The 26,532-nt window shown below is 59.7% G+C and carries 23 protein-coding genes and 4 pseudogenes; 11 read left to right on the top strand and 16 right to left on the bottom strand.

The window, feature by feature from the left end; all coding sequences use genetic code 11:
* Nucleotides 1–15: 15 nt before the first annotated feature.
* The 4 genes from ACA067_RS12265 to ACA067_RS12250 all read right to left on the bottom strand — a co-directional run bounded on the left by ACA067_RS12265 (nucleotide 16) and on the right by ACA067_RS12250 (nucleotide 2,789).
* Complete coding sequence (locus ACA067_RS12265; RefSeq protein ID WP_497461995.1) at nucleotides 16–432, bottom strand: organic hydroperoxide resistance protein; 417 nt, start codon at nucleotides 430–432, stop codon at nucleotides 16–18.
* Nucleotides 433–790: 358 nt separating this feature from the next.
* Nucleotides 791–1,162, bottom strand: a complete 372-nt coding sequence (locus ACA067_RS12260; RefSeq protein WP_497461994.1) for a hypothetical protein — start codon at nucleotides 1,160–1,162, stop codon at nucleotides 791–793.
* A complete protein-coding gene (locus ACA067_RS12255) occupies nucleotides 1,153–1,659 on the bottom strand; it encodes a DUF2269 family protein (RefSeq protein ID WP_497462766.1) in 507 nt (168 codons plus the stop codon). The genes ACA067_RS12260 and ACA067_RS12255 overlap by 10 nt, the downstream gene beginning before the upstream one ends.
* Before the next feature lie 2 nt (nucleotides 1,660–1,661).
* Nucleotides 1,662–2,789 carry a saccharopine dehydrogenase family protein gene (locus tag ACA067_RS12250; protein WP_497461993.1) on the bottom strand — a complete coding sequence of 376 codons (1,128 nt, stop codon included), beginning with the start codon at nucleotides 2,787–2,789 and terminating at the stop codon, nucleotides 1,662–1,664.
* 223 nt (nucleotides 2,790–3,012) lie between these two features.
* Between ACA067_RS12250 and ACA067_RS12245 the strand changes: the two are divergent.
* Nucleotides 3,013–3,333, top strand: a pseudogene (locus ACA067_RS12245) (hypothetical protein); the annotation flags it as partial.
* A 458-nt stretch (nucleotides 3,334–3,791) separates the two neighbouring features.
* Nucleotides 3,792–4,094 carry a DUF7693 family protein gene (locus tag ACA067_RS12240; protein ID WP_497461992.1) on the top strand — a complete coding sequence of 101 codons (303 nt, stop codon included), beginning with the start codon at nucleotides 3,792–3,794 and terminating at the stop codon, nucleotides 4,092–4,094.
* Here ACA067_RS12240 and ACA067_RS12235 read toward each other — a convergent pair.
* Nucleotides 4,078–4,448, bottom strand: a pseudogene (locus ACA067_RS12235) (glucarate dehydratase); the annotation flags it as partial. The gene ACA067_RS12240 and the pseudogene ACA067_RS12235 sit on opposite strands and share 17 nt — an antisense overlap.
* Between ACA067_RS12235 and ACA067_RS12230 the strand changes: the two are divergent.
* Together ACA067_RS12230 and ACA067_RS12225 are read left to right on the top strand one after the other, a co-directional pair.
* Entirely contained in the window at nucleotides 4,434–5,015 is a 582-nt protein-coding gene (locus ACA067_RS12230; protein WP_497461991.1) for a hypothetical protein, read from the top strand. The pseudogene ACA067_RS12235 and the gene ACA067_RS12230 sit on opposite strands and share 15 nt — an antisense overlap.
* A 32-nt stretch (nucleotides 5,016–5,047) precedes the next feature.
* Complete coding sequence (locus ACA067_RS12225) at nucleotides 5,048–5,422, top strand: RidA family protein (protein ID WP_497461990.1); 375 nt, start codon at nucleotides 5,048–5,050, stop codon at nucleotides 5,420–5,422.
* Nucleotides 5,423–5,436: 14 nt separating this feature from the next.
* Here the strand turns inward: ACA067_RS12225 and ACA067_RS12220 are convergent, their stop codons facing one another.
* Together ACA067_RS12220 and ACA067_RS12215 are read right to left on the bottom strand one after the other, a co-directional pair.
* Complete coding sequence (locus ACA067_RS12220) at nucleotides 5,437–6,069, bottom strand: Vgb family protein (protein ID WP_497461989.1); 633 nt, start codon at nucleotides 6,067–6,069, stop codon at nucleotides 5,437–5,439.
* 35 nt (nucleotides 6,070–6,104) lie between these two features.
* Nucleotides 6,105–7,325 carry a helix-turn-helix domain-containing protein gene (locus ACA067_RS12215; protein WP_497461988.1) on the bottom strand — a complete coding sequence of 407 codons (1,221 nt, stop codon included), beginning with the start codon at nucleotides 7,323–7,325 and terminating at the stop codon, nucleotides 6,105–6,107.
* Between the two features lie 578 nt (nucleotides 7,326–7,903).
* Between ACA067_RS12215 and katG the strand changes: the two genes are divergently transcribed.
* Nucleotides 7,904–10,159, top strand: coding sequence for a catalase/peroxidase HPI (gene katG, locus ACA067_RS12210; protein WP_497461987.1), 2,256 nt, complete (start codon nucleotides 7,904–7,906; stop codon nucleotides 10,157–10,159).
* A gap of 199 nt (nucleotides 10,160–10,358) precedes the next feature.
* On the top strand, nucleotides 10,359–11,378 hold the full coding sequence (locus ACA067_RS12205; protein ID WP_497461986.1) for an AbrB family transcriptional regulator: 1,020 nt from the start codon (nucleotides 10,359–10,361) through the stop codon (nucleotides 11,376–11,378).
* A 924-nt stretch (nucleotides 11,379–12,302) separates the two neighbouring features.
* Here the strand turns inward: ACA067_RS12205 and ACA067_RS12200 are convergent.
* The 3 genes from ACA067_RS12200 to mqo form a co-directional block, all read right to left on the bottom strand.
* Nucleotides 12,303–12,614: a DUF6124 family protein gene (locus ACA067_RS12200; protein ID WP_497461985.1), complete on the bottom strand. Its 312-nt coding sequence runs from the start codon at nucleotides 12,612–12,614 to the stop codon at nucleotides 12,303–12,305.
* A gap of 661 nt (nucleotides 12,615–13,275) precedes the next feature.
* On the bottom strand, nucleotides 13,276–14,481 hold the full coding sequence (locus ACA067_RS12195) for an ISL3 family transposase (protein WP_497461984.1): 1,206 nt from the start codon (nucleotides 14,479–14,481) through the stop codon (nucleotides 13,276–13,278).
* Nucleotides 14,482–14,631: 150 nt separating this feature from the next.
* Complete coding sequence (mqo, locus tag ACA067_RS12190) at nucleotides 14,632–16,290, bottom strand: malate dehydrogenase (quinone) (RefSeq protein ID WP_064678278.1); 1,659 nt, start codon at nucleotides 16,288–16,290, stop codon at nucleotides 14,632–14,634.
* A gap of 384 nt (nucleotides 16,291–16,674) precedes the next feature.
* Here mqo and ilvD point away from each other — a divergent pair, with 384 nt between their 5' ends.
* Nucleotides 16,675–18,357, top strand: coding sequence for a dihydroxy-acid dehydratase (gene ilvD, locus ACA067_RS12185; RefSeq protein ID WP_497461983.1), 1,683 nt, complete (start codon nucleotides 16,675–16,677; stop codon nucleotides 18,355–18,357).
* Between the two features lie 149 nt (nucleotides 18,358–18,506).
* On the opposite strand, the gene ACA067_RS12180 is transcribed toward ilvD, so the two are convergent.
* The 4 genes and pseudogenes from ACA067_RS12180 to ACA067_RS12165 form a co-directional block, all read right to left on the bottom strand.
* The gene (locus ACA067_RS12180; RefSeq protein ID WP_412072258.1) at nucleotides 18,507–19,232 is read right to left on the bottom strand and encodes a methyl-accepting chemotaxis protein; all 726 of its coding nucleotides are present in this window, start codon (nucleotides 19,230–19,232) and stop codon (nucleotides 18,507–18,509) included.
* A gap of 132 nt (nucleotides 19,233–19,364) precedes the next feature.
* Nucleotides 19,365–20,120, bottom strand: a pseudogene (locus ACA067_RS12175) (MCP four helix bundle domain-containing protein); the annotation flags it as partial.
* Between the two features lie 233 nt (nucleotides 20,121–20,353).
* Entirely contained in the window at nucleotides 20,354–21,106 is a 753-nt protein-coding gene (locus ACA067_RS12170; protein ID WP_497461982.1) for a DUF72 domain-containing protein, read from the bottom strand.
* Nucleotides 21,103–21,294 (bottom strand): annotated as a pseudogene (locus tag ACA067_RS12165) (DNA methylase); the annotation flags it as partial. The gene ACA067_RS12170 and the pseudogene ACA067_RS12165, both read right to left, overlap by 4 nt.
* 195 nt (nucleotides 21,295–21,489) lie before the next feature.
* Between ACA067_RS12165 and ACA067_RS12160 the strand changes: the two are divergent.
* On the top strand, nucleotides 21,490–21,921 hold the full coding sequence (locus ACA067_RS12160; RefSeq protein ID WP_497461981.1) for a nuclear transport factor 2 family protein: 432 nt from the start codon (nucleotides 21,490–21,492) through the stop codon (nucleotides 21,919–21,921).
* Between the two features lie 50 nt (nucleotides 21,922–21,971).
* On the opposite strand, the gene ACA067_RS12155 is transcribed toward ACA067_RS12160, so the two are convergent.
* Nucleotides 21,972–22,547 carry a nucleotidyltransferase family protein gene (locus tag ACA067_RS12155; protein ID WP_497461980.1) on the bottom strand — a complete coding sequence of 192 codons (576 nt, stop codon included), beginning with the start codon at nucleotides 22,545–22,547 and terminating at the stop codon, nucleotides 21,972–21,974.
* Nucleotides 22,548–23,108: 561 nt separating this feature from the next.
* Here ACA067_RS12155 and msrA point away from each other — a divergent pair.
* Nucleotides 23,109–23,615 carry a peptide-methionine (S)-S-oxide reductase MsrA gene (msrA, locus tag ACA067_RS12150; RefSeq protein WP_497461979.1) on the top strand — a complete coding sequence of 169 codons (507 nt, stop codon included), beginning with the start codon at nucleotides 23,109–23,111 and terminating at the stop codon, nucleotides 23,613–23,615.
* A 391-nt stretch (nucleotides 23,616–24,006) separates the two neighbouring features.
* Here msrA and ACA067_RS12145 read toward each other — a convergent pair whose 3' ends face one another.
* Nucleotides 24,007–25,005, bottom strand: coding sequence for a bile acid:sodium symporter family protein (locus tag ACA067_RS12145; RefSeq protein ID WP_497461978.1), 999 nt, complete (start codon nucleotides 25,003–25,005; stop codon nucleotides 24,007–24,009).
* Nucleotides 25,006–25,242: 237 nt separating this feature from the next.
* On the opposite strand from ACA067_RS12145, the gene ACA067_RS12140 reads away from it, so the two are divergent.
* Together ACA067_RS12140 and ACA067_RS12135 are read left to right on the top strand one after the other, a co-directional pair.
* On the top strand, nucleotides 25,243–25,563 hold the full coding sequence (locus ACA067_RS12140) for an isochorismate lyase (RefSeq protein WP_497461977.1): 321 nt from the start codon (nucleotides 25,243–25,245) through the stop codon (nucleotides 25,561–25,563).
* 314 nt (nucleotides 25,564–25,877) lie between these two features.
* Nucleotides 25,878–26,408, top strand: a complete 531-nt coding sequence (locus ACA067_RS12135; RefSeq protein ID WP_497461976.1) for a glyoxalase superfamily protein — start codon at nucleotides 25,878–25,880, stop codon at nucleotides 26,406–26,408.
* Nucleotides 26,409–26,532 lie beyond the last annotated feature (124 nt).

The following is a 26,532-nucleotide window of genomic DNA, read 5'->3' as shown; positions in this document are numbered from 1 at the left end:
GATGACCGTTCAGGTTCAGGCCAGGTTGATCTCGACCTCGATATTGCCCCGCGTGGCCTTGGAGTACGGACACAACTGGTGGCCTTTATCCACCAGCTTGCGGGCCGTTTCCTGGTCCAGGCCTGGCAGTTTGATGTTGAGGCGAGCCTGGAGCAGGTAACCGCCCGTATTGGTGCCCAGGTCAACTTCAGCATCGATGCTCAGGTCAGGCGGAAGCTTGACCTGCATTTCGCGCGCCGCCACCTGCATCGCACCAATGAAGCAGGCGGACCAACCGGCGGCGAACAACTGCTCCGGATTGGTGCCGTCGCCCGGGCCGCCGGGGGACGAATGCTTGATGTCGAGACGGCCATCATCGCTGCGCGAGGCGCCGTCCCGTCCACCCGTGGTGTGGACTTTGGCGGTGTAGAGTACTTTTTCGAGCTGGGACATGATGATCTCCTGATTGAAAATGTAAAAAAATCGTCTTTAACGCACACCGGTTCAAAGTCGCCTCTGGCAGTGGTATTTAAAGACGTCGTTTACGCGCACTCAGGTGAATCGCAAAGCTCGCCTGCTCATCCGATCAGGCTCGGGTTTACCTCCTGCGTGAGAGGACAGTCGGCACGCCTGGTTTCGTGGATTTGCCGCCCGATCGGGCTTCTTCCATAACCCGCAACGCACCGGATCACTCACTATAGTTCGTGTCAGTGTGTCTATCGGGTTGCCGGTCGCCTGCAGGGAAGGTTCGGGTTTTGCAAGTTGGTGTGAGTCAGCCCGTGGCTGCACGCTCGCCGGCGTGGGGGGCCAATCACCTGCGCGGCGAGTGCTTGCGCGCCAGACGCTGCGGCCAGTTCCCGCCGTTGGCACGCTGACATTCCTCTTCGGAATCGAACTGCACATGGGCCGAGACCGGGCTGAGCGAAACCTGAGCCGTATTCAACGCCCGGGCTGTCAGTTCAATCATGCGCGCACCCTGCCCGCTCGCCAGCACCTGATCCTTTTGCGCCTGAGTCTCGAAGACCCAGATCACCCTCAGGCTGGAAGGAAATTCGGCGTAATCGATCTCGTGGGTCAACCAGGCGAACCCGACCAGTTCCGCCTTGGCCGTCTCGCACGCCTCGGTCAGCGTGGCGACCAGCAGCCGTTCGACATGCGCTTGCTCGCGTTTGCTTAAACCCATGGCTGAATCCCCAACATCCCGACCATTTGCCCCGGCGTCATTTTTGTCACCATCATCATCACAATCACAAACATCCCCGTAAAACCAACAATCCCCAGCCAGAACCATTTGTTGTAAACCGACCGATACTCATCGTTCAGATCCTGTCCTGTGTCGACCGCACTCAACGCCATGACATGAAGTCGCTTCTGTAACACTAACACCGGAAGCCAAAGCGAACCGACGCACAGAAAGATGATCAGCGAGGTCAGAATCCATTCCGTGGTCAACGGCAGTCCGGACAGCTGCATCAGCAGGTAGCCGGTCGCGATTTGAATCAAGCCAGCCGGCGTGGTAATCCAGGTGTCGAACCGCACCACCATCCTGGCCACGTGGGCGATCACTTGAGGGTTGGCCGTGCGGCTGGCCGCGATCAAATACAGGTAGGAGCCCATGCCGAATCCAAACAGAAAGATCGCGGCGATGACGTGGAGGTATTTCAGGCACAGGTAGAGCATGTTCAAGACTGCTCGTCGGAGAAGTGTACGCACAGGTGCAGATTTGCCGGATCGTTGATGGCAGCCATGTACTCGTCGACACTGATTTCGCCCACGCAGGCTCGGGCACCGGGTTCGGGACAGTAGCCCTGGACGATTTTCGCCACCAGGGCTACGGCCGCACAGCTCGGAATCTGCGGGCCATTGTCATTATTGGCCGTCAGTTGCGCCGTCATGGACAGCGGTTTTCCATCGCTACCCTGCCCTTTGACGTCGATGTACATCGCACTTTTACCATCGCCAAAGCGCTCGAACCGAGTACCCCAGCGATGCAAGCGTGCCGCCCAGACCGCAGGGTCATGAACCAGACCGATTCTCAGCGCTTCGGCGAGCAACCCGTTAGCCACACCGCCGAGCTTGAGGCCCGAACCCGCCTTGAATCTCAAGGTCTTGGCCCCGTAGCGACCCGGGAAGATATCCATGTCCGGCACGTCTACATTGGCCAGTACCCGTGTCCCCAGCTGCGGCATTTTACGAAGGGTCAGGTCCTGCCAACCCGACACTTCATGCACCTGGCCGTTCCTGAGTTGCTTGATGGGCTTGCCGGCGTAAGCCAGCACGCCCTCGACGGTGGACAGCCCCGGCATCTTGGCCGATGACGAGATGCCGTGTTCGATCGAGTCGATGCGCTGAAAACGGTGGCGATACTGATCGATGATGGCGGATGACAGCGTCGGCACCGAGCTGCAGCCGCTGAGAATGACCACGCCTGCCTGTTTTGCGTGTGGGTCCAGTGCTTTAATGCCATTAACGAAGGCGCGACAGTCCGCCAGGTCGCAGTAATTCACCCCGGCGTCGATGCAGCTTCGTGCCACTGCATAGGATTGCCCCTGAAATGGGCCGCCGGTGTGGATCACCCACTCAATGCCCATCGCTCGCAGGGTGGCGGTGAACGCAGGGCCCATGGCATCGCCACACCAACTTTCACAGACTCGGCCTGACCGGGCTTGCAGCTCATCGACCTTGCTCAATAGCTTGTATGAGTCACGCCCCGAGATCACCAGCGCTACGCCTGGCATCGCGATCAAATGCCTGCAAACGATGCTGCCAAAGTTTCCGTAGCCACCGACCACCATCACCCTGAGTGTCATTCAACCCATCCCTGAACCATTCGATCATGCAGCCAACCTGCCCGAGACGGGCCCGGGGAGCTTCTCTGATATCGGCTGGCCAGGCAAACAAAAACGGGGCGTTGTGCACAAAACCACCCATTGCCGGCGTCGATAGTCATCATCAACCCAATGAAGTTCTCTTAAAAACTCCGGGGCGTAACATCAGCTCCATACCAAACAACTACACCCGGAGCACACAATCATGAAACGCCAAATCCTTCTCAGCATCGCTTTCTCGGTTTTTGCAGCTAACGCTTTCGCCGCTACCTCTGCTCACCCGGTTGTCGCTGAAGGCGGCTCGGATCGTCTGATTGAAAGCCGTGTGGCTGAGGGTGGTTCGGATCGTTTGATCGAGAATCGCGTTGCTGCTGATGGTTCGGATCGTCTGATCGAAAATCGGGTTGCTGCCGATGGTTCGGATCGGCTGATCGAGAATCGCGTGGCTGCCGATGGTTCGGATCGTTTGATCGAAAACCGCGTTGCTGAAGGTGGTTCGGATCGTTTGATCGAAAGCCGTGCGGCGTAAATGAATGGTTTTACCGCAGCACTCAACGAAAAACCCGGCCTCGTCTGCCGGGTTTTTTTATACCTGCAATAACCCGCAAATTCACGGGCTGCCCGGGCGATCGCCAAAATCGCCGCTTTCGGTATCGACACAATCACCTGCGCACCGCGGGATTGTGGAAAACACCAACCCTGCAGGAGCTGGCTTGTCGGATCGCCGCACCGCAGCGAAGGCGGCCTCAAGCCTTGCAGCGCCAATGAAGGCGCCTTCGCCAGCAAGCTGGCTCCTACAGGATTTGCGAACACCTGCGATTTCCGGGTTGAACACGGTCGGCGTAGGAACTGGCGAAGGCTGCGATCTTTTGATCTTTACGTGATGGCCTCAACAGAAACGCGTTCATTCAGAAAAAACGCGTTATCGTTTATGACCATCGCGAGCAAGCTTGCTCCTACACCCCCCACCCAACGGAGACACCCGTGACATCGCTTACCGCCCGCGACGTTTATCAGGCATTGCGCGATGCCGCCCTGGGCATTCGCCCTTTGCAGCGCCTCGGCGAACAGTCCGGGCCTGGCCTGGTGCAGGTCGATATCGAGGGCTGGCGGCTGACCCTCGACGTCGACGGCAACCACCTGCGTCACTGCCAGCGCTGCCAGAGCCCGGACGGCCGCGAGGGCGTGTTCGACAGTTGGCAACGCACCGACCCGGTCAGTTTGCTCAGCACCTGGGAGCTGGCGCAGATCGAGCGTCTGTTGACTGAATTCAAAACCGCGGTTTGACCGCCTTCCACTCCGGCTTGTAACGCTGCATCTGCTTCACGTCGTCGCGCTGGCGAATGCCGCAGGTCAGGTACTGGTCATGCAGCTTGCCCAATTGATCGTGATCCAGTTCCAGCCCCAATCCCGGTGCACGGGTGATCTGCACGCAACCGTCGACGATCGGCAGCTTGCCGCCCTTGATCACCTCTTCATCCGGCTCCTGCCAAGGGTAAACTGCAGGTCGTCGCCGAGCAATTCGGCCATGCGAATCGAGGTTTGCAGCGACCAGTTGCCGTTCGGATCGATGCGCAACGGGTAGCCGGGGAAAGCTTTTTTCAGCGCCTTGATGCACGACACTTCATGTTCGGGCGGCAGCGTGGTGTGTCGATTCTGGTGAACACGCTGTTCGCCTGGTCGACCAAATTTTTCGGCCTGTACTGGCAGATCCTCGCCTGGGCGGTGCTGGGCAGCCTGTTGGCCATCGAACTGGGCGTAAGCAAGGCCCTGCGCGGCGGCAGTGCGCAGGTCCGGATCCGCCACTGCCACAACCGCATCCTGCTGCTTGGCTACCTGGCGCGCTGCGCCGAACAGGGGCTGAACTTTTGCGTCTACTGGCGCGATGCTCGCCAGGAACTGGTCGCCACCCTGGCCGCCGGGCAAAGCACGCCGTCCTTGCGGGTCTACAAGTTGCCACCCTCCGCCCGCAGCGACGAGCAAAGCATCAATGTGTTGATCTCGCGGCACTTCACCCTGCTGCCACGGCTCAGCGCCGAGGACGCGGCCCCCGGCGACCCGCCGCTCCCCGCCCGCCAGCTCGCCGGCGGCCTGGAGGTCGACGACGAGGTCTGGGTCATGTTGAAAAAACTGGGTGAACAGGTGCTGGTGGAAAGCACTGAAGAGTCCCGACGCCGCGGTGCCGGCGAAAGCAGCGACGCCCGCTGAACATCATTAAGCCTGCTGTCAGGAAACTATCGATGAAATACGCCATCCACACCGACCTCTTCGCCTCGCGTGCGCCCCTGGAATGGGCGGTGGTCGGCAACGGCACGCTGTACACCGCGCAGATCCCCATCGACCGCCAGGGCCAGGTGGTCACCGGTGGCATCGAAGCGCAGACCCGGCAGACCCTGGACAACTTGCGCCATACCCTGGAGGCCGCCGGCAGCTCGCTCGATGCCGTGACCCAGGTGCTGATCTACGTCACCGACCGCCGCTACCTGGCCACGGTGAACGGGCTCTACACCGAGTACTTCCAGGCGCCCTACCCCAACCGCGCGGCCGTGGTGGTCGCCGGGCTGGCCAGGGAGGAGATGCTGGTGGAACTGGTGGTCTACGCGTGCATTGATTGAGCAGGTTCGGCGTCTCATTTGGGGCGCCGAACCGCCCTCACCTTGCCACTGCTGCCACCGCCGCAGAAAAACCGGTCGCCGCCATCGGATTCAAGTCCCGACACCCCGACGCCCTCCGGCAGCGTGAGGCTTTCCAGGACCTCGCCGGTGTGCGGATCGACGCGGCGCAATTCACTCTCGTCCCCTTCCCAGGTGCCATGCCACAGCTGCCCTTCGACCCAGGTCACCCCGGTGACGAAGCGGTTGGATTCGATCGTGCGCAAAATCGTCCCGGTTTCGGCATCGATCTGGTGAATTTTGCGATCGCGATAGCGGCCGACCCACAGCGAACCTTCGGCCCAGGTGAGCCCCGAATCATTACCGCCGCCCGGGGCCGGGATGGTGTTCACCACCCGCCCGGTCTGCGGGTCGATTTTCTGGATACGATCCGCGGCGATCTGAAACAGGTACTGGCCGTCGAAGGCCGTGCCCGCATCGGCGGTGACATCGATCGAGCGCAGTGTCTTGCCGCTTTCCGGGTCCAAAGCGTTGAGTTTTTCGCCGCTGGCGAACCAGACCTGCCGGCCGTCCCAGGTGAGGCCATGGACAGTGTCGACACCGGGAAACGGGCCATATTCACGCAGTATTTCAGCGGTTGAGCTTTTCATGCTGGCTTCCTCGTCGCGGGTTGATGGCGTTCATCCTAGTCACTCGGCAGTGGCGCCGGGAGTAACAAGGTCGTCGCGAAACCCGGTATCGGCGGGGTCATCCAGCGCCGCGCGCGCCCGCGACCGAACGACTGCACCCTGCCGGCCGCCGCCAGCGCCTCGAGGGTGCGCTGCACGGTGCGCTGACTGGCGCCGAGGGCCAGCGCCAGGGCGGAACTCGACCATGACTCGCCGTCGGCGAGGAAGGCGAACACCGCGGCAAACTTCTCATCGACCGGTGGCGCCAGCACCACCACGTCGGCTGACACCAAAGGCACCAGGGCGAATCCGCGCGGGGTCGCCATCACTCCGGCCAAGGGTTTGAGCGCTGCCCGCAACCGGCCGATTTCCACACGCAACCGGGCACGATGGGATTCGTCCGTCAGTTTCAAGCGAAAGGCACCGGCGATCAGCGCTTCGCGCGACACGTCACCGGGCCAGGTCTCGGCCATCATTCTTGCCAGTGTGAACAGCACGGGACGGGTGGCCAGGGCAACCGACATGCCGGTGCCGCGTACGCTGTAACGACACGCGTCCACCACCAGTGACGTTGAGCCCAGCAGCGCTTCAACCTCATCCAGCAACAGGGGCCGCTCTTCACCATGGACGATCAGGCGCGCGGCGGGCGTGTCGAGTATGAGTACGGCGTTTTCGACTTCGGCGGTCAGCGCCGGGATAGCGGCCAATTCGGCAGCATGCCTGGCCCGCGCCAGGGCATTGTGCGCCGACTGCGATTGCAGGCGGCGAATGGCAATCCCCGCCACCACCAATTCATGGGCGGCGCGCAAAACCGGGGGTAGCGGTGCCGGATCGAGTGCGGCAAGCAAGACGTCAGCCTCATCGAGCCGGCCGATCAGCAGCAAACGCCTGATCTGCAGATAGCGCGCATGGGCTGCGTTGACCCGATCACCGTGAGCCTCGAGCGTCACCCGCGCCGCATCAAGTGCCTTCACCGGCCAGCCCAGATCCCGCGAAGCGAGGGCGATCTCGGCCTCGGCGACCACACACCGCGCCCGGGCCACCGCCTCTTTCGGCCCAAAGGCCCGCACCGCACTTTTCACCAGCGCCTTGGCCCGCACCAGATCGCCGAGCTGCGCCATCGCGATGCCCCGAAGTGCGAGCGCCGGCGCGTCGTCGCGCAGCGCAACCCGGTCCAGCGCCCCGAGCGGATCACCCGCCGCCAGCGCCCGCGCTGCCGCGGTGATCAATGAATCCATGTGCAGTGCGCCATAGCGATACCCGGGTTTGAGTCTGATTCACGGAGTAAAGCATTCGCCGGTCCGGGCTATGCGGTTTTTTGATTGTCACTCTATCAACCCGTACACAAAATCCGTGGCCGACAGCGATCAAAACTGTGGGAGCGAGCCTGCTCGCGAAAGCGGTGGTTCAGCTGTATTGATGTCGCCTGACACTCCGCCTTCGCTGGCTTGCCAGCGAAGAGGCCATTGGCTTCACCCCAAAGCCAAGCTGAAAGATTCTGCCTATCACCCCCGAATACTCCACCTATTAGCTGACTCCCGCACTCGGGTCTAACCTTAATCCAGCGCTGGCATTATAAGCTGGCCGGTTTAGCGCTGATCAGGAAACACCCAATGAGTCCGAAGCTTGACTAGGGCACCCGTGGGCCACCGCGCAGGCAACTCGATTGCCGCTGTTCAGAATTCCCGTGTGGTCAAGACAATCAGTTGATCGAACTGCTGGCCCTGCCGCCTAAGTCATTGATTTTGCTCGTCGCTATTGCGCGCCCATACCGGGCCGGATAGCCGGATGAACACGACCTAAAGGTAGCTCACACATGGCAAACGAATCGAAATGCCCGTTCAATCACGCCGCTGGCGGTGGCACGACAAACCGCGACTGGTGGCCGAACCAACTGAATCTGAAGATCCTGCACCAGCACTCGTCCCTGACCGACCCCTTGGACGAAGGCTTCAACTACGCCGAAGCATTCAAAAGCCTGGACTTTGCGGCGCTCAAGCAAGACCTGAACGCATTGATGACCGATTCACAAGAATGGTGGCCGGCGGATTTCGGTCACTATGGGCCGCTGTTCATTCGCATGTCCTGGCACGCCGCCGGCACCTATCGCACCGGTGATGGCCGCGGCGGTGCGGGTTCCGGTCAACAGCGCTTCGCACCGCTCAACAGCTGGCCGGACAACGTCAGCCTCGACAAGGCGCGCCGGCTGCTGTGGCCGATCAAGCAAAAATATGGGCGCAAGATTTCCTGGGCTGACCTGATCGTCCTGACCGGCAACGTCGCACTGGAGTCCATGGGCTTCAAGACCTTCGGTTTTTCCGGCGGTCGCAAGGACGTCTGGGAACCGGACGAAGACGTCTACTGGGGTTCGGAAAACAAATGGCTGGGCGGCGACACCCGCTACGGCAAGGAAAACGAGCCCATGCAAGAGCCCGGCGAAGGCCCGCTGGTTGCCGAGCCGGGGGAAAACGAGGAGAGCCGCACCGAGCAGGGGCGTAACCTGGAAAACCCGCTTGCTGCAGTGCAGATGGGTCTGATCTACGTCAACCCGGAAGGCCCCGAGGGCAACCCGGATCCGCTCGCCGCAGCGAAGGACATCCGCGAAACCTTCGCCCGCATGGCCATGAATGACGAAGAAACCGTGGCGCTGATCGCCGGCGGCCACGCCTTCGGCAAAACCCACGGTGCCGGGCCTGCGGACAATGTCGGCGCCGAACCGGAAGCGGCCGGCCTGGAAGCCCAGGGCTTTGGCTGGAAGAACAGCTTCGGCACCGGCAAAGGCCCGGACACCATCACCAGCGGCCTGGAAGTGACCTGGACCACCACGCCCACCCTGTGGAGCAACAACTACCTGGAGAACCTGTTCGGTTTCGAGTGGGAACTGAGCAAAAGCCCGGCCGGAGCGAACCAGTGGGTCGCGAAAAACGGCGCCGGTGCCGGCATCATTCCCGATGCCCACGACCCGTCGAAACGGCGTAATCCGACCATGCTGACCACCGACCTGTCGCTGCGCTTCGACCCCATCTATGAACCGATCTCGCGGCGCTTCCTGGAGAATCCGGAGCAATTGTCCGATGCGTTTGCCCGCGCCTGGTTCAAACTGATCCACCGTGACATGGGTCCACTCTCGCGCTACCTCGGCCCGGAACTGCCCAGCGAAGAACTGCTGTGGCAAGACCCGATCCCAGCGGTCGACCATCCCCTGGTCGACGACAGCGACGTTGCCGCACTCAAGAGCAAACTCCTGGCGTCGGGCCTGACGGTCTCGCAGCTGGTATCAACCGCCTGGGCGGCGGCTTCCACCTTCCGCGGCTCCGACAAACGCGGCGGCGCCAACGGCGGACGCCTGCGTCTGGCCCCGCAGAAATTCTGGCAGGCCAACCAGCCTGAGCAGCAGGCGAACGTGCTGGCGAAACTCGAGAGCATCCAGAGCGAGTTCAACAGCGGCGGCAAGAAAATCTCACTGGCGGACCTGATTGTCCTGGGCGGCAGCGCCGGTATCGAACAGGCGGCGAAAAATGCCGGGCACAACGTCACGGTGCCATTCACACCAGGACGGATGGACGCCTCGCAAGAGCAAACGGATGTGGAGTCCTTCGGCTTCCTCGAACCTATTGCCGATGGTTTCCGCAACTACCTCAAGTCCCGCTACCGCGTACCCGCCGAGGCATTACTGATCGACAAGGCACAACAGCTGACACTCAGCGCGCCAGAAATGACCGCGCTCATCGGCGGCCTGCGCGTGCTGAACATCAACGCCGGACAAACCAGGCACGGCGTGTTCACCCAGCAGCCGGAAGCGTTGACCAACGACTTCTTCAAGAACCTGCTGGACATGGGCGTGGAATGGAAACCAACCTCGCAGGACAACGAAGAGTTTGAAGGAAGGGATCGTAAAACCGGTGAAGTGAAGTGGACCGGGACCCGTGTCGATCTGGTCTTCGGTTCGAATTCGCAGCTGCGAGCATTGGCCGAATTCTATGCAAGCAGCGATTCGAAGGAGAAGTTCGTCAACGACTTCGTTGCGGCCTGGACCAAGGTGATGAACCTGGATCGATTCGATCTCAAATAACTCAACCGTACTGCTGAAAACCCGCAACGCCTCCCACTGTGGAGGCGTTGTGCTTTTTGGCTGGCGAGGGTTTTTACCGCATTGAGCCCGGCGCACTTGACGCTTCAAGCCGTTAAGTGGGAAAACGTGCGTGCCCTGAAAAGAAGACTCGATTCAAGCGTTGGGTTATTTCAAGAATTAAGGAAGATTCGTCAGCCCCATGAAAACCCTATTCTGCTTGCTGATCGCCATCAGCGTCGGTATCGCGCTGCAGTACGCCGGTATCCCCCATGGCCTGTTGCTGGGCTCGATACTCGCGACCGCATTGTTCGCCAGCAACCTGCGCTTTTCGCCCACGCTGCCGCTCAGCCTTGGCTACGTGCAAATCGTCTTGGGAATTGCTACCGGGCTGATGTTCAAGTCGTGGGACAGCCAAACGGCGGCGGCCATGCTGCCCAGCCTGGGGTTCATGCTGCTGTCCCTGGCAGTCCAGAGCGTCGTGGCCGGTTTCTGGCTGCTCAGAGTCTCGGGATGGAACCGCAAGGATTCCCTGCTGGCCGTCTACCCCGGCGCCCTCGCCGCCGTGTTTGACTTGCTGGAGTCCGAACGCGCGTCCGGCAAAGTGATCGTCGTGCACCTGGTCCGCCTGCTGTCAATCACCGTGCTGGTCAGTTTTTGCATTCCCGCGCAGACCAGCGCGGTGGTTGCCGAGAGCAGTCCGCTGGTCACGAGCACGGCATTGACCCTGCTGTCGCTGATCGCCTTGTGCATCGTGCTTGGCCGATTGCTGCTGCGCGTCGGCGTCCCTGCGCCCTTCATGCTCACTGCGATTGTCGTCACCGGCGTCTACATCAAGATGGGTTATCTGCCGGCCTTCCACATGCCGCAATGGAGTGTCGACAGCGCCGTCGTCCTGCTGGGTGTGCTGATTGGCTCGAAATTCAAGGACATTCCCCTGACGGAACTCATGCGCCACGGCCGCGCCGCACTGGTGTCCGTCACCCTTATGCTACTGATCGCGGCGGCCTTTGCCGGCGTGGCCGGGCGGGTGCTGGGCAGCGATCCCTTGACGTTGTGGCTGGCGTATATGCCTGGCGCCATCGAGACCATCACCATCGTCGCCTTTAGTGGCGGGCTGAACGTTGTGTTCATCCTGACTCATCATCTGGTGCGGATGGTCATGCTGCACTTTGCACCGGCGCTGCTCATTCAGGCGCGGCGCTGGCGGGAAGAGGTGTGATCGGCAGCGGCACCGCGGGAGGGACTAAACGGGAGAGATGGTGGCAAGGGCGCCGATCAAAATGGTCAACACCAGAAATCCACCCAGGAAAAATGCCATTTTGCCCATGGGGCCTCCTACGTTTTTTGATTGCAGTGCAGCGGTGGCTGCGCATGCGGAGTGTGGCGTTATTGTGAGCCTGGGACGGCGTGCATTACAGAGGCAGATGGCGCAGGAAAATACGGATCAGATTACCCCGAGCTCTAGGACACCATGAACATCGCTTCGCGCGTAGAACCTGTGGGAGCGTGCGGTGCGGCGATCCGACTTGCCCGCGATGGCGTCCTGATGGCTGGCCTGGCTTTTTGACCGGGTATATATCCATTTCTTCGGTAACGGCGACTTAGGATTTCGCCCTTACGGCGAGTCACTTGGAAAAGCCCCAAGTAACCAAGGGCTCTTGCCCCTTTCGTTCGGTGCCTCGCTAAGGCTCGGCATGCCCTCGCTCCGGTCCTGCTCCGTGGGCCGCCGCGATCGGCCATCCATGGCCGTGCGCGGCTAACCCGGCATCCATGCCGGGTTGCCCACTGCGCAGAACCTCCACTCGGCCTCTCGATGGGGCGTGCACCGCAACAGCAAAAGCAAAAGCAAAAGCAAAAGCAAAAGCAAAAGCAAAAGCGAGACGGCCTACCAGCCGACCTGTCTCTCAGATCCGCACGCAATCCAACTGCAGGAGCTGGCTTCTCGGATCGCCGCACCGCAGCGAAGGCACCCTGACGGCCCAACCAATCTACCCCAACCGTACGCATCCCTCCGTAGGAGCTGCCGAAGGCTGCGATCTTTTGATCTTGCCGTTGCTCTGGCTTTGGATCTACACGCCCCTACCCCAGACCCCAAACACCGATATCGCGCAGAGGGCCCAACACGTTAAATTCCCCCCCTCACCTACTCCTGCGGATCAACCTGATCCAACACCCGATTCACCGACAACTCCGCCAACGAAATCATCTGCTGAATCGCCAACGCCAGATTACATTTCGGACCTTCGAGGATAAACGCCAACTCACTGGCCATGACACTGGCCGAGGCAAGGGTTTCACAGGCGTGAACCAGGAGGGTTTCGGTGTTTACGCTGGGGACAATGGTGAAGATAGGATTGGGACGGCGCTCGGCCATGGCTGGCTTGCGGGATGGAGACACTGGATCGGTTTCTGTGTAGCCGTCCGCATCCGGCGGATTCGGGGTTACTTTGAACATTGTGAAGCTCCTATGGAGTGAGCCCCTCCCTATCCGCTACCACGCTAAATAAGGAGACGACTGTACACAGGGTGGTAGACCGGTCATAGGAACCCGGCAGGCCGAAGCCTCCCATGCACAGCCGCCACAAAGCAGCCAGCACAAAAAAACGCCCTGAGGCGTTCTGGGTCTATGAAGAAACCGGGCTACCACACCCGTTCGCTGAATTGGCAGCGACGGTGGAAGGTTAACGATGAGTCTTCTGAAGCGCAAGCCCGGAAGTTTGCCGGAAAAGCCAGAGCAGGAAGATTTTCACTTTCTTTCTCTCATGGGTGTCTGTTTGAGACGAAAAATACGATTATGTATTGATGGGGTCCGGCCGTAGGCTGCGCACGGATCTGGAAATCGCACTTAGTATTTGTTGAAACGTTGCGACAACAAGTGCTCGTGAGCCAGCAGGCTTCACTTCACATATGCATGCCCGCCTGCCTGAGGTGAAAGACGATGGCATGTGAGTTTGAGCTCAGATTGATCAAAAAACAGGCAGAATTTCGCATCTTAAGCCAATCTCAGATTAACTAATCCGATTGCCGATATTTTTATATATATTAGATATTTACTGTATTTCTGACAGACGCCTATATCTAGGGAAGGTCTGAAGTACCCACCGATTTTTGGTTCTTCACGGATTACCGGGAAAGACGCTCTTGATCTTCATGAAAAAGAACTCGCTATCCCGGTAACCGTACGCCATCCGCTTGATGACCTTTATTCGATTGTTTATCCCTTCTAACTGACCGGTGTGCATCGGCCAGCGAACCCGGCTCACGATGCCCCGCCAGTATCCCTTTAGCCGTTTGGCGAACTGGATCAGAGCCGGTATTTCGCTTTCATGAGCATGGCGCAGCCATTGTTTCCAGGCCGATCGCCAGCCCCACGCAGTACTCGGCGTCCAGAGTGTTTTGAGTTCAGCCTTCATCAAATAGTCCGTCATCAACGCTTGGTTGGCCGCTAGCAGATCCTCCAAGCGGACCTGTTGCTCTGGCGTTTTCAAGTTCTGCGGATTGCGCAGCAACAGCCATCGCGCCTGCTTGATGACCTTGCGAGCCGGCTTGTCATGACGCAGTCGATTGGCCTCGTCGACGCGGACCCGATCAATCACCTCTCGGCCATATTTGGCCACCACATGGAAGAGGTCGTAGACCACTCGCGCTTTCGGGCAGTGCTGACGAACCTCCAGGTCAAAAGCGGTGTTCATGTCCATTGCCACTGCTTCGATTCGAGCACACCCCTCTGGCCCCAGCCCTTCGAAAAAGGGCCTAACCGCCGCCCGGCTGCGGCCTTCGCCGACCCATAGCACTCGTCGCGTGTCGGCATCCAACACAACACTGGCATAGCGATGCCCTTTGAATAGCGCGAATTCATCCATCACCAGGCGTCGTGGTTGCGCCTTCGGCAGCGTACTCAACACCGCCTGCAAAGCTCGACGCTCCAGCAACCGAACGGTGTCCCAATGCAGCCCAAACATCTGGGCCACGTGCAGGGTTGGAAGGCGCTCGCAGGACTGAATGACCGCATCGGCCAAGCGGCGCGTCATGCGGGCATAGCGATCCAGCCAACTGACGGCCTCCATGCGTTTGCCACAGTCGCGACAGCCAACACGCCTGAGCAAAACGCTGAGGCGTAAAGCGCGACCGAGAATGGGAAGATCACGAACGGTTCGCTCGCAATACTCATGTGTGGTTGAACAAGGTTTTTGGCAGCCGCCACAGGAAGGGAATCGGGTGGCGTGGGGAGTCAGATCGATCTGTAGGCCGTCACTATCAGGCTTGATCGTGACGACAGAAAAGCCCTCCCAAAAAGGAAGGAAAGTATTAATATCGCGCATAAGAACGCCGGTTTGTTAGATGTGTTTGCTCGCACGAACATCATCAATCAAATCGGCGTTCTTGTTTCAGTGTTTCCCGGAATTCCGTGAAGAACCAAAAAAAGCCCACTGACCGTCACCGGTGCAGTGGGCTTCTGATTCAGCCTCTAGTTACAGGGCCATATCACTCGCAGCATTCTCTTTCACAGCCTTCGGTTGTTCAGCGGCGGCAGGCACAGCAGGAACAGCAGGAACAGCAGCCTGACCGATCACCGGCGGCGGAGTCAGTTCCAACACCTTGGCGGTGTAAGCCCACTCTTCAGCCACCTTCTCAGGGCTACCATTCAACTGAGTGCCATAACTCGGCACGATCTGGTGCAGCTTCTCCTGCCAGGCCGGCGATGCAACCTTGTCCTTGAACACCTTCTGCAGCACGGTCAGCATGATCGGCGCGGCAGTCGATGCGCCCGGCGATGCACCCAGCAAACCGGCAATGCTGCCGTCCTGCGACGCCACGATCTCGGTACCCAGCTTCAGCACGCCACCGGCGGCTTCGTCACGCTTGATGATCTGCACGCGCTGGCCGGCTTGCCACAGGCGCCAGTCTTCGGCCTTGGCGTTCGGGAAGTATTCCTTCAGGGCATCGAGGCGGTCTTCGTCCGACAGCATCAGTTGGCCAGCAAGGTACTCGACCAGCGGGTATTCCTTGATGCCGACCTTGGTCATTGGCCACACGTTGTGGGTGGTGGTGGTGCTCAGCAGGTCCAGGTACGAGCCTTCCTTGAGGAACTTGGTGCTGAAGGTCGCGAATGGGCCAAACAGGATGACGCGCTTGCCGTCCAGGACACGGGTGTCCAGGTGCGGCACCGACATCGGCGGTGCGCCAACGGAGGCTTTGCCGTAGGCCTTGGCCAGGTGTTGCTCGGCGAGGGTCGGGTTTTCGGTGACGAGGAACGAGCCGCCTACCGGGAAGCCTGCGTATTCCTTGGCTTCAGGAATGCCGGACTTTTGCAGCAGGTGCAGGGCACCGCCGCCGGCGCCGATGAACACGAACTTGGCGTCGGTTTCGGATTTTTTGCCGTCTTTGAGGTTTTTGTAGCTGACGCGCCAGCTGCCGTCTTCGTTCCTGGTGATGTCCTGCACTTCGCTGGACAGTTTCAAGTCGAATTTCGGGGTGGTTTGCAGGTGCGCGACGAACTGGCGGGTGATTTCGCCAAAGTTGACGTCGGTGCCGATCGGGGACCAGGTGGCGGCGATTTTCTGGTTCGGGTCACGCCCTTCCATCATCAGCGGCACCCACTTCTTGATCACCGCCGGGTCTTCGGAGTACTGCATGCCGGCGAACAGCGGGCTCGCTTGCAGGGCTTCGTAGCGTTTTTTCAGGAACTTGATGTTGTCATCGCCCCACACAAAGCTCATGTGTGGCGTGGAGTTGATGAACGAACGCGGGTTTTTCAGCACGCCTTGCTGGACCTGCCAGGCCCAGAACTGACGGGAGATCTGGAAGGCTTCGTTGATTTCAACGGCTTTCGGGATCTGGACGTTGCCCTTGTCGTCTTCCGGGGTGTAGTTCAACTCGGCCAGGGCGGAGTGACCGGTACCGGCGTTGTTCCAGCCGTTGGAGCTTTCCTGGGCGACGCCGTCGAGGCGCTCGATCATTTCCATCGAGGTGCCGGGTTCCAGCTCATTGAGCCAGACACCCAGGGTCGCGCTCATGATGCCGCCGCCGATGAGCAGTACATCGACTTTCTTTGCCTCTTCCGCCTGGACGGAAGTGATCCCCATCGACAAAGCCAGCCCCAGCAGGGCTGTGTTCATTTTTTTAAACATCTGTAGCACCTATGATAAAACGCCATCCGCCCTTCCATCTTCACTCGCGAGCCCCTTGTGTCACGGCATACAGGCAGATGTCGTGGGTGCTCGCACATGACGATTGGAGGGTGGGCACACAAGGCCGACGTGTTCCATCGACCTCAGTTTATATGTCCCTACTGAACTGGTTTTTTATCTTTATTGGCTTCAGCTACTTGAGCGACAGTGATTCTGTTGGCGGGTCTCGTGGACACGCAAACTGAATAAGTCAAAGCAAGTTAGTGCCAAGAATATCACGACATGGCGAACCCGCGCGTCTGTTCCCCACTTGATGGTCCGGGCACGGGCGCCGGGCGCCACTATACTGATCCTGATTTTTCTGCGAGCCGGTGAGGAACAGTCATGAGCGATAAAGTCGATTTGCGCAAATACTCCTCTCAAGTGGTGGACGGCATAGAGCGCGCGCCCGGCCGCTCCATGCTGCGCGCCGTGGGTTTCACCGACGAGGACTTCACGAAGCCGCAGATCGGCATCGCCTCGACCTGGGCGATGGTCACGCCGTGCAACATGCACATCGACAAGCTGGCGGTCGAAGCGGAAAAAGGCGCGAATGCCGCCGGGGCCAAGGGTGTGATCTTCAACACCATCACTATTTCCGACGGCATCGCCAACGGCACCGAAGGCATGAAGTATTCGCTGGTGTCGCGGGAGGTGATTGCCGATTCCATTGAAGTCGTCGCCGGTTGCGAGGGCTTTGACGGGCTGGTGACCGTGGGCGGGTGCGACAAGAACATGCCGGGCTGCCTGATCGGCATGGCGCGGCTGAACCGCCCTTCGATCTTCGTCTATGGCGGCACCATCCGCCCCGGGGCCGGCCACACCGATATCATTTCCGTGTTCGAAGCGGTGGGCCAGAATGCCCGGGGTGATATCAACGAGATCCAGGTCAAGCAGATCGAGGAAGTGGCAATCCCCGGGCCCGGTTCCTGCGGCGGCATGTACACGGCCAACACCATGGCCTCGGCCATCGAGGCGCTGGGCATGAGCCTGCCCGGTTCCAGCTCCCAGGACGCGGTCGGCAGCGACAAGGCCTCGGACAGTTTCCGCGCCGGCCAGCAGGTGATGGAGCTGCTCAAGCTGGACCTCAAGCCGCGGGACATCATGACCCGCAAGGCTTTTGAAAACGCGATTCGGGTGGTGATCGCCCTCGCCGGCTCGACCAATGCGGTGCTGCACCTGTTGGCCATGGCCCATGCCGTGGATGTCGAGCTGACGCTGGATGATTTCGTCGAGCTGGGCAAGGTGTCGCCGGTGGTGGCCGACCTGCGCCCCAGCGGCAAGTACATGATGAGCGAACTGGTGGCCATCGGCGGCATCCAGCCACTGATGAAGCGCATGTTGGCCGCCGGCATGTTGCATGGCGATGTGCTGACAGTCACCGGCAAGACCCTGGCCGAGAACCTGGAAAACGTGGCCGACTACCCCGACGGCCAGGACGTGATCTTGCCCTTCGACCAGCCGGTCAAGAAGGACTCGCACCTGGTGGTGTTGCGCGGCAACCTCTCGCCCACGGGCGCGGTGGCCAAGATCACTGGCAAGGAAGGTTTGCGTTTTGAAGGCACGGCTCGGGTCTATCACGGTGAGGAAGGTGCCCTGACCGGCATTCTCAATGGTGAGGTCAAGGCCGGTGACGTGATCGTGATCCGCTACGAAGGGCCCAAGGGCGGGCCCGGCATGCGCGAAATGCTTTCGCCGACATCGGCAGTGATGGGCAAAGGCTTGGGCAAGGACGTTGCACTGATCACCGACGGCCGATTCTCCGGTGGCTCGCACGGCTTCGTGGTGGGGCACATCACGCCGGAAGCCTTCGAGGGCGGGCCGATCGCGCTGATCGAAGACGGCGACAGGATCACTATCGATGCTGAAACCCGGCAGATTACGGTCGACGTGACCGACGCCGAGCTGGCCGAACGCAAGACCCGCTGGGTGCGCCCGGAATCGAAATACAAACGCGGGGTGCTGGCCAAGTATGCGAAGACCGTGTCCAGCGCCTCGGAAGGCGCGGTGACGGACAAGTATCTCTAGGAGGTCAGCTTTGTCAGGACTGACGCCTTCGCGAGCAAGCTCGCTCCCACAGTTGGTCTCGGGCGCTTACAAATTCCGTGTCCACCGAAGCCCCCCTGTGGGAGCGAGACCGGCTTGCCGGCGAAGAGGCCCTTACAGATTGCGGCGGTTCAAAGCCGAAACCGATCCACCGACTGCGACAGTTTGCCCGCCAGGGTGGACAATTCATCGGTGGTCGAGGCGGTGCGGCCTATGACTTGGCTGTTGCCCTCAGACATGCCGGCGATCATTTCCACCTGGTGCGCGATTTCGTTGCTGGCCAGGCTCTGTTCACCGATGGTGCGGGTGATGTCGTTGACCAGTTGCGTGGTGCTCAGCGTGGCGTCAAGGATTTCGCGGATGGCGCGTTCGACGTCGGCGGTCACCGCCATGCCTTTGTCGACCTGCGCGACGCCCGCTTCCATGCTGGTCACCGCCTCACGGGTGCTGAGCTGGATACGCGCGACCATGGCTGCAATTTCCTGGGTGGAGGCGCTGGTGCGTCCCGCCAGGCTACGCACTTCGTCGGCCACCACGGCAAAGCCACGGCCCTGTTCGCCGGCGCGAGCAGCCTCGATGGCGGCGTTCAGCGCCAGCAGGTTGGTTTGATCGGCAATGCCCTTGATCACCTGGATGATGCTGAAGATCCCTTCGGACTCCTTGTCCAGCGTGCGGATTACCTGGGCCGATTGCTGCGCCGAACGCGCGATGCCGTCCATGTCGTTGACCACCTGATGGATCACCCGCCCGCCATCCTTGGCCAGGGCCTCCGCCTGGTTGGCCATGTTCAGCGCCCGCTCGGCATGCCGGGTGATTTCCTCGATGCTGGCGGTCATCTCGCTGGCGGCTGCCGCCATGGTGCTGGCCGCTGCGCTTTGCTGCTGGCTGCTGCCGGCGACTTCATGACAGCCGTCGCTCAATTGCCGGCTCATGCCGCTCACGCCATGGGCGTTGCTGCGAACCGCCTCGATCATGCCGCGCAGGTCGCGCTGCATGATCGCCAGGCTACGAATCAGCGCACTGGCTTCGTCCTTGCGGGTGGGCTCGACAATAGGTTCGCTCAAGTTGCCATGGGCGATGCTGTCGGCAATGCGGCTGGCGATTTGCAACGGCCCCATGATGCTCAGAATCACCCAGCGGCCCTGGAGGAGCAGCAATAACAGGCTGGCAATAAGCACGCCGCCAATGGCGAACCTGGCGTTGCTGATGGCTTGCCCGGTAACGGCACTGGTCTGTCGGGTGTCGGTTTCGATCAGCTCGCTCAGAGCGGCCATCTGGTCTTCCAGCTGGCTGAACGCAGCGTTGAAGCTACCCAGTTCTTTATGCGCGGCATCGGGATTGGCCAGCGCCAGCCCGACGATGCGTTCGGCGGCGTTGATGTAGGTATCAAGGCTCGGCTTGACCTTGTCCAGGCCGGCCTTGAGGGTGGCATTGACCGGCAGCTTGAGGTTTTCACCGAGCACTTCACGAAAGTGTGCCGCATGTTCCTCAATGGAGCTGCGCACTTCGGTGGCGCTGCTGGTGCTTTTACCCAGCCCGACCAGCATCGCGGCGAGCACGTCGGCGCGTAACGCGTCGTGCATCATGTCGGCTTCGAGGTGGTTGCGCAACGCGGTCATGCTGACCTCATTGTCATTCACCGCCCGCGCCATCTGCGTGTTTCCCAGGTAACTGACCAGACTCATGATCAAGGCGGTGAGCAGGCCAGTGCCAATCAGCAATAACAATCGTATTTTTATCGACACTTTGTGGGTTCCCTGACAGTTGGGTAAAGCCACCCGCGGATGGCTTTGCTGATCGGGTTATCGACTCCGCACAGCGGTAGTTGAAGGCTATTTCCATACGCGCGTTGCTTTTACGACATGCGGTCGTCATCGGCCGAGGTCGACAGCATGATGTTCATGGCCAACACAAAACCTGTAGGAGCCTGGCTTGCCAGCGAAGAGGCCCGAACAGCCAACCCTGATCCCCGGCATTTTCACCGTTTGGCCTCGCGGCGCAGAAGTGCTTGCAGGGTTAGCGCGTTGGCCACCGCAAACCCGCTGGCGGTGTTATCGAAGATGCACCAGGTGGTTATGCCCGCCTGCGCCGGGTTTTGCACCTGCCGTGCCAACGCCTCTAAACGGCTCAGGTCGTAGTCGCTGTAATAAATGCGCGGCGAGCCGTGCCAGCGCCAGTAATGAATCCCCGACCAACCGCCCGGCGTGTCGCCCCCGGTAATGGGCGATGGATCGGCAGCGACCCACCCTATTCGCAGCTCGATCAATAAGGCTTGCGCGTCCAGCCAGCTTTCATGCCGAGGTTCAAGCACCACCGACCCAGCGTAACGTTGCCGCAGCGCCAGGAAAAAAGCCGCAGCAATGTTTTCGTCATAAGCCAGCGACGGTGGCAACTGCACCAGCAGACACCCCAGGGAATCACCCAGCGCCGTGCACTGGAACAGAAACTCGTCCAGCAATAGCTCACAGCCTTGCAAGCGCTGGACATGGGTAATGAGCTTGGGCATCTTCACCGAAAACCGAAACTGCGCCGGTACTGACTGCGCCCAGCGCCGATAGGTCTGCGACCGATGCGGGCGATAAAATGAACTGTTGATTTCCACGGCCGTGAGTTGCGAAGCATATCGCTGCAGATGTGTACCGTGCTCTGGAAACATCGGCCAGTGTTCCCGGGGCAGGCTCCAGCCGGCACAACCGACGTACACCGGCGGAATTTGATTCGGCTCGTTCAATAGAGCACCGCCGCAGCATCACGCATGAAGATCTCCACGGTCTTGGGCCCTACCCCGTCGAACTCGCGCAAGCGCTCTTCAAAGGCGTGGCGATCCTCGCTGGCCGCCTGAATGTGACCAATCTTGCCGGCGTATTCCTTGCTGAGTTTCTTGCACAGGTTCAACAGGCGCGTCGCGGTGGTCTCGTCGTCGCTGGCGCTGATCGATTTGTTCATTTGCGATTTCTTCTCCCCAGTCCGGAACAGCGTCCGGCTTCTTGACTTCGAGAAAAGCTCGCCCTGCAAGTTCGTTTTTTCCGCAACCCATGCTAGGTTGTACGATGACCGATGAGTAACGCTAAATGACCATCGCGCCGATCAACCACAACAACAAGGAAAACACCCATGAACAAAACCAGACTTCTGATTGGTTTTCTGTGCCTCTTCAGTGGCTATGTAGCGGCAGCCTCTCCCCCTGACGAGAAAGCTGTCGCGCAAGCCGTCGACCATCTGACTCAAGCCATGCTCAAGAAAAATATTCCGGAACTGAAAGCACTGACCGCCGAGAACCTGACCTACGGGCACTCCAGCGGCAAGATCCAGGACAAGCAAGCATTCATCGCCGATATCGAAACCGGCAAAAGCGCATTCAAGACCCTGGAAATGCAGAACCAGACCATCACCCTGTCCGGTGATGTGGCGCTGGTTCGTCACCACTTCTCGGCCCAGGCCCTCAAGGGAACCGAAGTGGTGCCAACGGAAATCGAGAACTTCCAGATCTGGCAGAAACAGAAAGGCCAATGGTTGCTGGTTGGCCGACAAGCCTTCCGTTTCTGATTTTTGAGTAACGAAGGGGGTCGGGGTCTATAAGGATTGCGCCCCCTTCCTCATTTTAAAGAACCGTCTTTGCCAACGATCTTCAGCCAAGGCCAGCGCGCCTGATAACTCTTTGCCTTCTGTTCGAACAAATCAGGTTCAGGATTGACCGGATTGATCCGCAACAGCCCTTCTTCGACATCGTTCAAACCGTAAGGCGCATACACCTCACCCGTCAGCACATCCAGCCCGATGCAAGTTCCCGCAATCAGATACCGGTCAATGCCGTCCTTCGCGGACTGAAGCCGGGGATACGCCTTGCCGAACCGCTGGCGGTACCAAAGATGAACACGTGCCTGATTCTTGATTTCGATGTCCACTTCGAGGTCGTGAAAGAGCTGGCGTGCGAGGTTGATGACTTCGTTCTCCGCCTCCCAGGACACGTCTTCATCAAAGTAGAAAACGTCGTAATCCTTGAGACCCCAGGCTGTGGGATGCCCGGCTTGCTGATTCCAGACCGCCTGAAACAGACAGCCTGCAGTCAGCATGCATTGGTTCAGGCCGAGTGAAGGCAAGCGTCGGGCAATCTCGGCGTTGGCCGGATTGGTCATTGCGATTTCGATCAAGCGTTCGGTGGTCAACATCATGCCGTCTCCTTGTAGGCATCAATATCCTTGAGGGCTGACGATACATGAAATCCGTTTGTCGAAAGAGTGAATGCGGTTGTTTACTCACCTCAACAGTTCGTTGAAGTGACGCCCACGAAAAAGCCCGCACAAGGCGGGCTTTGCAAGTGAAAGTTGAGTAGGTGGCCAGCGCTGGTCTCTGGCTTACAAGGTTTATCGGGACTCTGACAGAAGAGTTTTGTGCTCTTCTGCTTCACACGGCATAAGGGCTGGATCTCAGCGCGGAGATCTTTCTAACCGTGTACCCTTCGGAACGCGCCCCACGTTTCCTCGCTATCCGCTTTGCGCATCAGTCTGCGTCTTCACCTACAACTTCAGAGTAGCAAAGAAGTTCGAAGCGTTGAACTCGATTTTTAGACCGATTTCCTTTATGAAAAACGGCGGCTGGAAGCAAAAATACTATGGCCGGCCCCAAGGATGAAATTGACGCTCACACAGGCCTGGGTAAATACTCGACGGCCCGGCAAGAGCATGCCGGCGGGGATATTCAACGGGCACACTGACTGATGGGAAGGACCGCAAATGACGACGCGAACCGAAAAGGCCGTTCTGGCCGGCGGTTGTTTCTGGGGCATGCAGGATCTGATCAGGCGCCAACCGGGTGTGCTGTCCACGCGGGTAGGTTACACCGGCGGCGATGTAGACAACGCCACCTATCGCAACCATGGCACCCACGCCGAAGCGATCGAGATCGAGTTCGATCCGGACCGGATCAGCTATCGCCAGGTCCTCGAGTTTTTCTTCCAGATCCACGACCCGACGACCAGGAACCGCCAGGGCAACGATATAGGAACAAGCTACCGCTCTGCCCTGTTCTATCTCGACGACGAGCAGAAGCGCGTGGCCGAAGACACGGTGGCCGACGCTGATGCCTCCGGTCTCTGGCCCGACAAGGTGGTCACCGAGATCGTGCCCGCTGGCCCGTTCTGGGAAGCGGAGCCGGAGCATCAGGACTATCTCGAACACTATCCCAACGGCTACACCTGCCATTTCATCCGGCCGAACTGGAAGCTGCCCAAACGCGGGTGATGGTTTGGGTGGCGAGCCCTACAGCATTTGCCGCGCGGGGGTTTCCGTTCGGGCGTAGCGCCGAAGCTCCAGCGGTGTGCGTCCAACGACCCGCAGGAAGCTTTGTTGCATACGGCTCGCATTGAGCCAGTTCTGCCATCGATTCACCCTGCGGCGGCTCGGGCGCACCGACCACGATGAAGGGATCGAACGATCCGGGCAGTAACGCTTCGGTAGCGACGGCCATCCCGCAGGCGCTGGGTATCAATCCGCCATTGAGTGATGTGCCAGCCAGGAAAAAAGTGCCAAGTTCCTGGTGTTCCTGCTGAAGCAGCAGAACAAGCCGCCGGTCATTCCCGTCGACTGAGCGCGGCTGTTTGCGATGGGCTGGTCGATCGCTCAAGTCCTGCGATCAGGGATCAACCTGGCCCATCAGCTCGGCGACCGTTTCCGAGCGATTGGCAAAGCGCTGCGCCAACACCGCACAGACCATCAGCTGAATCTGGTGGAACAGCATCAGCGGCAGGATCAACACACCCAGGGTGCTGCCGGCGAACAACACCTGCGCCATCGGCACACCGGTCGCCAGGCTTTTCTTTGACCCACAGAACAGGATGGTGATGCGGTCTTCCTGATTGAAGCCCAGGGCTTTGCCCAGCACGGTGGCGATCAGCAGCACCAGCGCCAACAGGATGCAACAAACCACAACCAGCCCGGCCAGCGCCCAGAGCGGAATCTGATGCCAGATGCCTTCGACCACCGCCGCGCTGAAAGCACCGTAGACCACCAGCAGGATCGAGCCCTGATCAACGAACTTCAGCCAGTGCTTGTTGCGCGCCACCCAGGTGCCGATCCAGCGCCGGGCAATCTGTCCGGCAATGAACGGCAGCAGCAGCTGCACGCTGATTTTCAGAATCGCATCGAGGGTCGAACCGCCCTCGCCGTGCACATCCAACAGCAACGTCACCAACAACGGCGTGAGAAAGATCCCGAACAGGCTGGACGCCGCCGCACTGCAAATCGCCGCCGGAATGTTGCCACGGGCCAGAGAGGTGAAAGCGATCGCCGACTGTACGGTGGCCGGAAGTGCGCAGAGGTAGAGCATGCCCATGTACAGATCGTGGCCGATCAGCGGTGACAATAAGGGTTTGAGCGCCAGACCGAGCAGCGGGAACAGGACAAAGGTCAGGCCGAACACCAGCAGATGCAGACGCCAGTGACCCGCACCGGCAATGATCGACTCGCGCGACAGCTTGGCACCATGCAGGAAAAACAGCAGGCCGATGGCGAAGTTGGTCAGCCAGCCGAAAGCGACCCCGATCTGACCGCTGACGGGCAGCAAGCTGGCGAGAATCACCACGCCGATCAGGGTCAGGGTGAAGTTGTCGGGCAAGAAACGAGGGCGGGTCATCAGTATCATCCGGGAATGCCAGGAGCGTTACTGTGACTCTAACGTGCCTGCCAATGACCGACTAACGCCAATGAGCCAGTAGATGCCGCCAAAAGGACATGACAGCCGCTTTGTTCTCGGCCCGCAGCATCCTGTCGACATTTCCAGCGATTCCAACGAATATTGCTCGCAGCTTTCAGCAACGCCGAGAACGCATCCGCAGGACCACGAGCTTTCCAATAAAAGGAGTTCACCCACATGGAAGTCATCAACCAATTGCAACCTGCCGAGTGCGCAGGCATGGAGGACATCCGGCGGGAAATCGATGTCCTCGACCAGGCCGTTATCAAACTGTTGGGCAAGCGCTTCCACTACGTACTGGCTGCCTCGAAGTTCAAGACTTCGGCGACCTCGGTGCGTGCCCCGGAGCGATTCAAGGCGATGCTGGCGACACGTCGCGTATGGGCTGAAGCGGAAGGCCTGAGCCCGGATGCAATCGAGAAGATGTACAGCGACCTGGTCAATCACTTCATTGCCGAAGAAATGAAACACTGGGCAGCTCACCAATCAGAAACCTGATCCAGTCTTCAGAACCTACTGAAGATCGACGGCCTGCCCCAACTCCCTGTGGCGAGGGGGCTTACCCCCGTTGGGTCGCGCAGCGGCCCCGATAAAGCAACAGCGGACTCAAGCTCCCATGACCCTGACAAGTTGCCAGGGAAACCCTTCCGCACTCAGCAGCGCCTATGTATTATCAGCCCGGGCCGATGCTGCCCGCCGCTCGCTCCCGCAGGGAAAGGTGAAAGCATCTGTTTTTCCAAATCATGTCGTATCTCTTGACGGTCGGGATTTGGCAACGCGAGCACCGGAATGCCTCGACTACAGGAGTAACGATGTTTTCAATCGAGCAAGCCAAAAAGATGGCCAAGCGGCTGCGTGCCTCGCTGGAGACGCGCAATCAGGCGGTGCCCCACTCCACCGCGCTTGAACTGGTAGCGCAGCAACTGGGCTACAAGGACTGGAACACCGCGTCAGCGATGCTTCCCCAGGACAACACCCAGCCCACGATTTCCTTCGACAAACCCATTCCAATATTACGGATGTTCGACGAAACCAAGGCGCGCGAGTTCTATCTTGATTTTCTGGGTTTCAGCGTCGAATTCGAGCACCGGTTCGAAGCGGATCTACCACTGTACCTGGGGATCAGCCGAGACGGTCTGCAGCTCCATCTTTCCGAACATCATGGCGATGCGAGCCCCGGTTCCACGGTGTTTGTCCCCATGCACAATATCGAACGGCTTCGGGATGAATTACTTGCCAAACGCTATGGCTATGGACGCCCGGATATTGTTCAGCAGGGCTGGGGACAAGTCCTGGAAGTCTACGACCCTTTCGGTAACCGGATCCGGTTCTGCCAAAGCTGATCCTGCCTTGCGGACTGGGCAGGTCCAGTCCGCACGGGTTGGATTGCACCCTTGGCGACAGAGAGCCACTGGACCAAAAGCGGTCAATATCGCGCCGTTTCGTCTACCCTCACAAAGCGCCCAG

The organism is Pseudomonas sp. LBUM1674, from assembly GCF_059695635.1.
This window is presented reverse-complemented; position numbering and strand designations above follow the sequence as displayed.

Coding starts and splice junctions, on each gene's coding strand:
- ACA067_RS12265 (WP_497461995.1), bottom strand. CDS start 432: ATGTCCCAGCTCGAAAAAGTACTCTACACCGCCAAAGTCCACACCACG.
- ACA067_RS12260 (WP_497461994.1), bottom strand. CDS start 1,162: ATGGGTTTAAGCAAACGCGAGCAAGCGCATGTCGAACGGCTGCTGGTC.
- ACA067_RS12255 (WP_497462766.1), bottom strand. CDS start 1,659: ATGCTCTACCTGTGCCTGAAATACCTCCACGTCATCGCCGCGATCTTT.
- ACA067_RS12250 (WP_497461993.1), bottom strand. CDS start 2,789: ATGACACTCAGGGTGATGGTGGTCGGTGGCTACGGAAACTTTGGCAGC.
- ACA067_RS12230 (WP_497461991.1), top strand. CDS start 4,434: ATGTTCGGGCGGCAGCGTGGTGTGTCGATTCTGGTGAACACGCTGTTC.
- ACA067_RS12225 (WP_497461990.1), top strand. CDS start 5,048: ATGAAATACGCCATCCACACCGACCTCTTCGCCTCGCGTGCGCCCCTG.
- ACA067_RS12220 (WP_497461989.1), bottom strand. CDS start 6,069: ATGAAAAGCTCAACCGCTGAAATACTGCGTGAATATGGCCCGTTTCCC.
- ACA067_RS12215 (WP_497461988.1), bottom strand. CDS start 7,325: ATGGATTCATTGATCACCGCGGCAGCGCGGGCGCTGGCGGCGGGTGAT.
- katG (WP_497461987.1), top strand. CDS start 7,904: ATGGCAAACGAATCGAAATGCCCGTTCAATCACGCCGCTGGCGGTGGC.
- ACA067_RS12205 (WP_497461986.1), top strand. CDS start 10,359: ATGAAAACCCTATTCTGCTTGCTGATCGCCATCAGCGTCGGTATCGCG.
- ACA067_RS12200 (WP_497461985.1), bottom strand. CDS start 12,614: ATGTTCAAAGTAACCCCGAATCCGCCGGATGCGGACGGCTACACAGAA.
- ACA067_RS12195 (WP_497461984.1), bottom strand. CDS start 14,481: ATGCGCGATATTAATACTTTCCTTCCTTTTTGGGAGGGCTTTTCTGTC.
- mqo (WP_064678278.1), bottom strand. CDS start 16,290: ATGTTTAAAAAAATGAACACAGCCCTGCTGGGGCTGGCTTTGTCGATG.
- ilvD (WP_497461983.1), top strand. CDS start 16,675: ATGAGCGATAAAGTCGATTTGCGCAAATACTCCTCTCAAGTGGTGGAC.
- ACA067_RS12180 (WP_412072258.1), bottom strand. CDS start 19,232: ATGGCGGCAGCCGCCAGCGAGATGACCGCCAGCATCGAGGAAATCACC.
- ACA067_RS12160 (WP_497461981.1), top strand. CDS start 21,490: ATGAACAAAACCAGACTTCTGATTGGTTTTCTGTGCCTCTTCAGTGGC.
- ACA067_RS12155 (WP_497461980.1), bottom strand. CDS start 22,547: ATGATGTTGACCACCGAACGCTTGATCGAAATCGCAATGACCAATCCG.
- msrA (WP_497461979.1), top strand. CDS start 23,109: ATGACGACGCGAACCGAAAAGGCCGTTCTGGCCGGCGGTTGTTTCTGG.
- ACA067_RS12145 (WP_497461978.1), bottom strand. CDS start 25,005: ATGACCCGCCCTCGTTTCTTGCCCGACAACTTCACCCTGACCCTGATC.
- ACA067_RS12140 (WP_497461977.1), top strand. CDS start 25,243: ATGGAAGTCATCAACCAATTGCAACCTGCCGAGTGCGCAGGCATGGAG.
- ACA067_RS12135 (WP_497461976.1), top strand. CDS start 25,878: ATGTTTTCAATCGAGCAAGCCAAAAAGATGGCCAAGCGGCTGCGTGCC.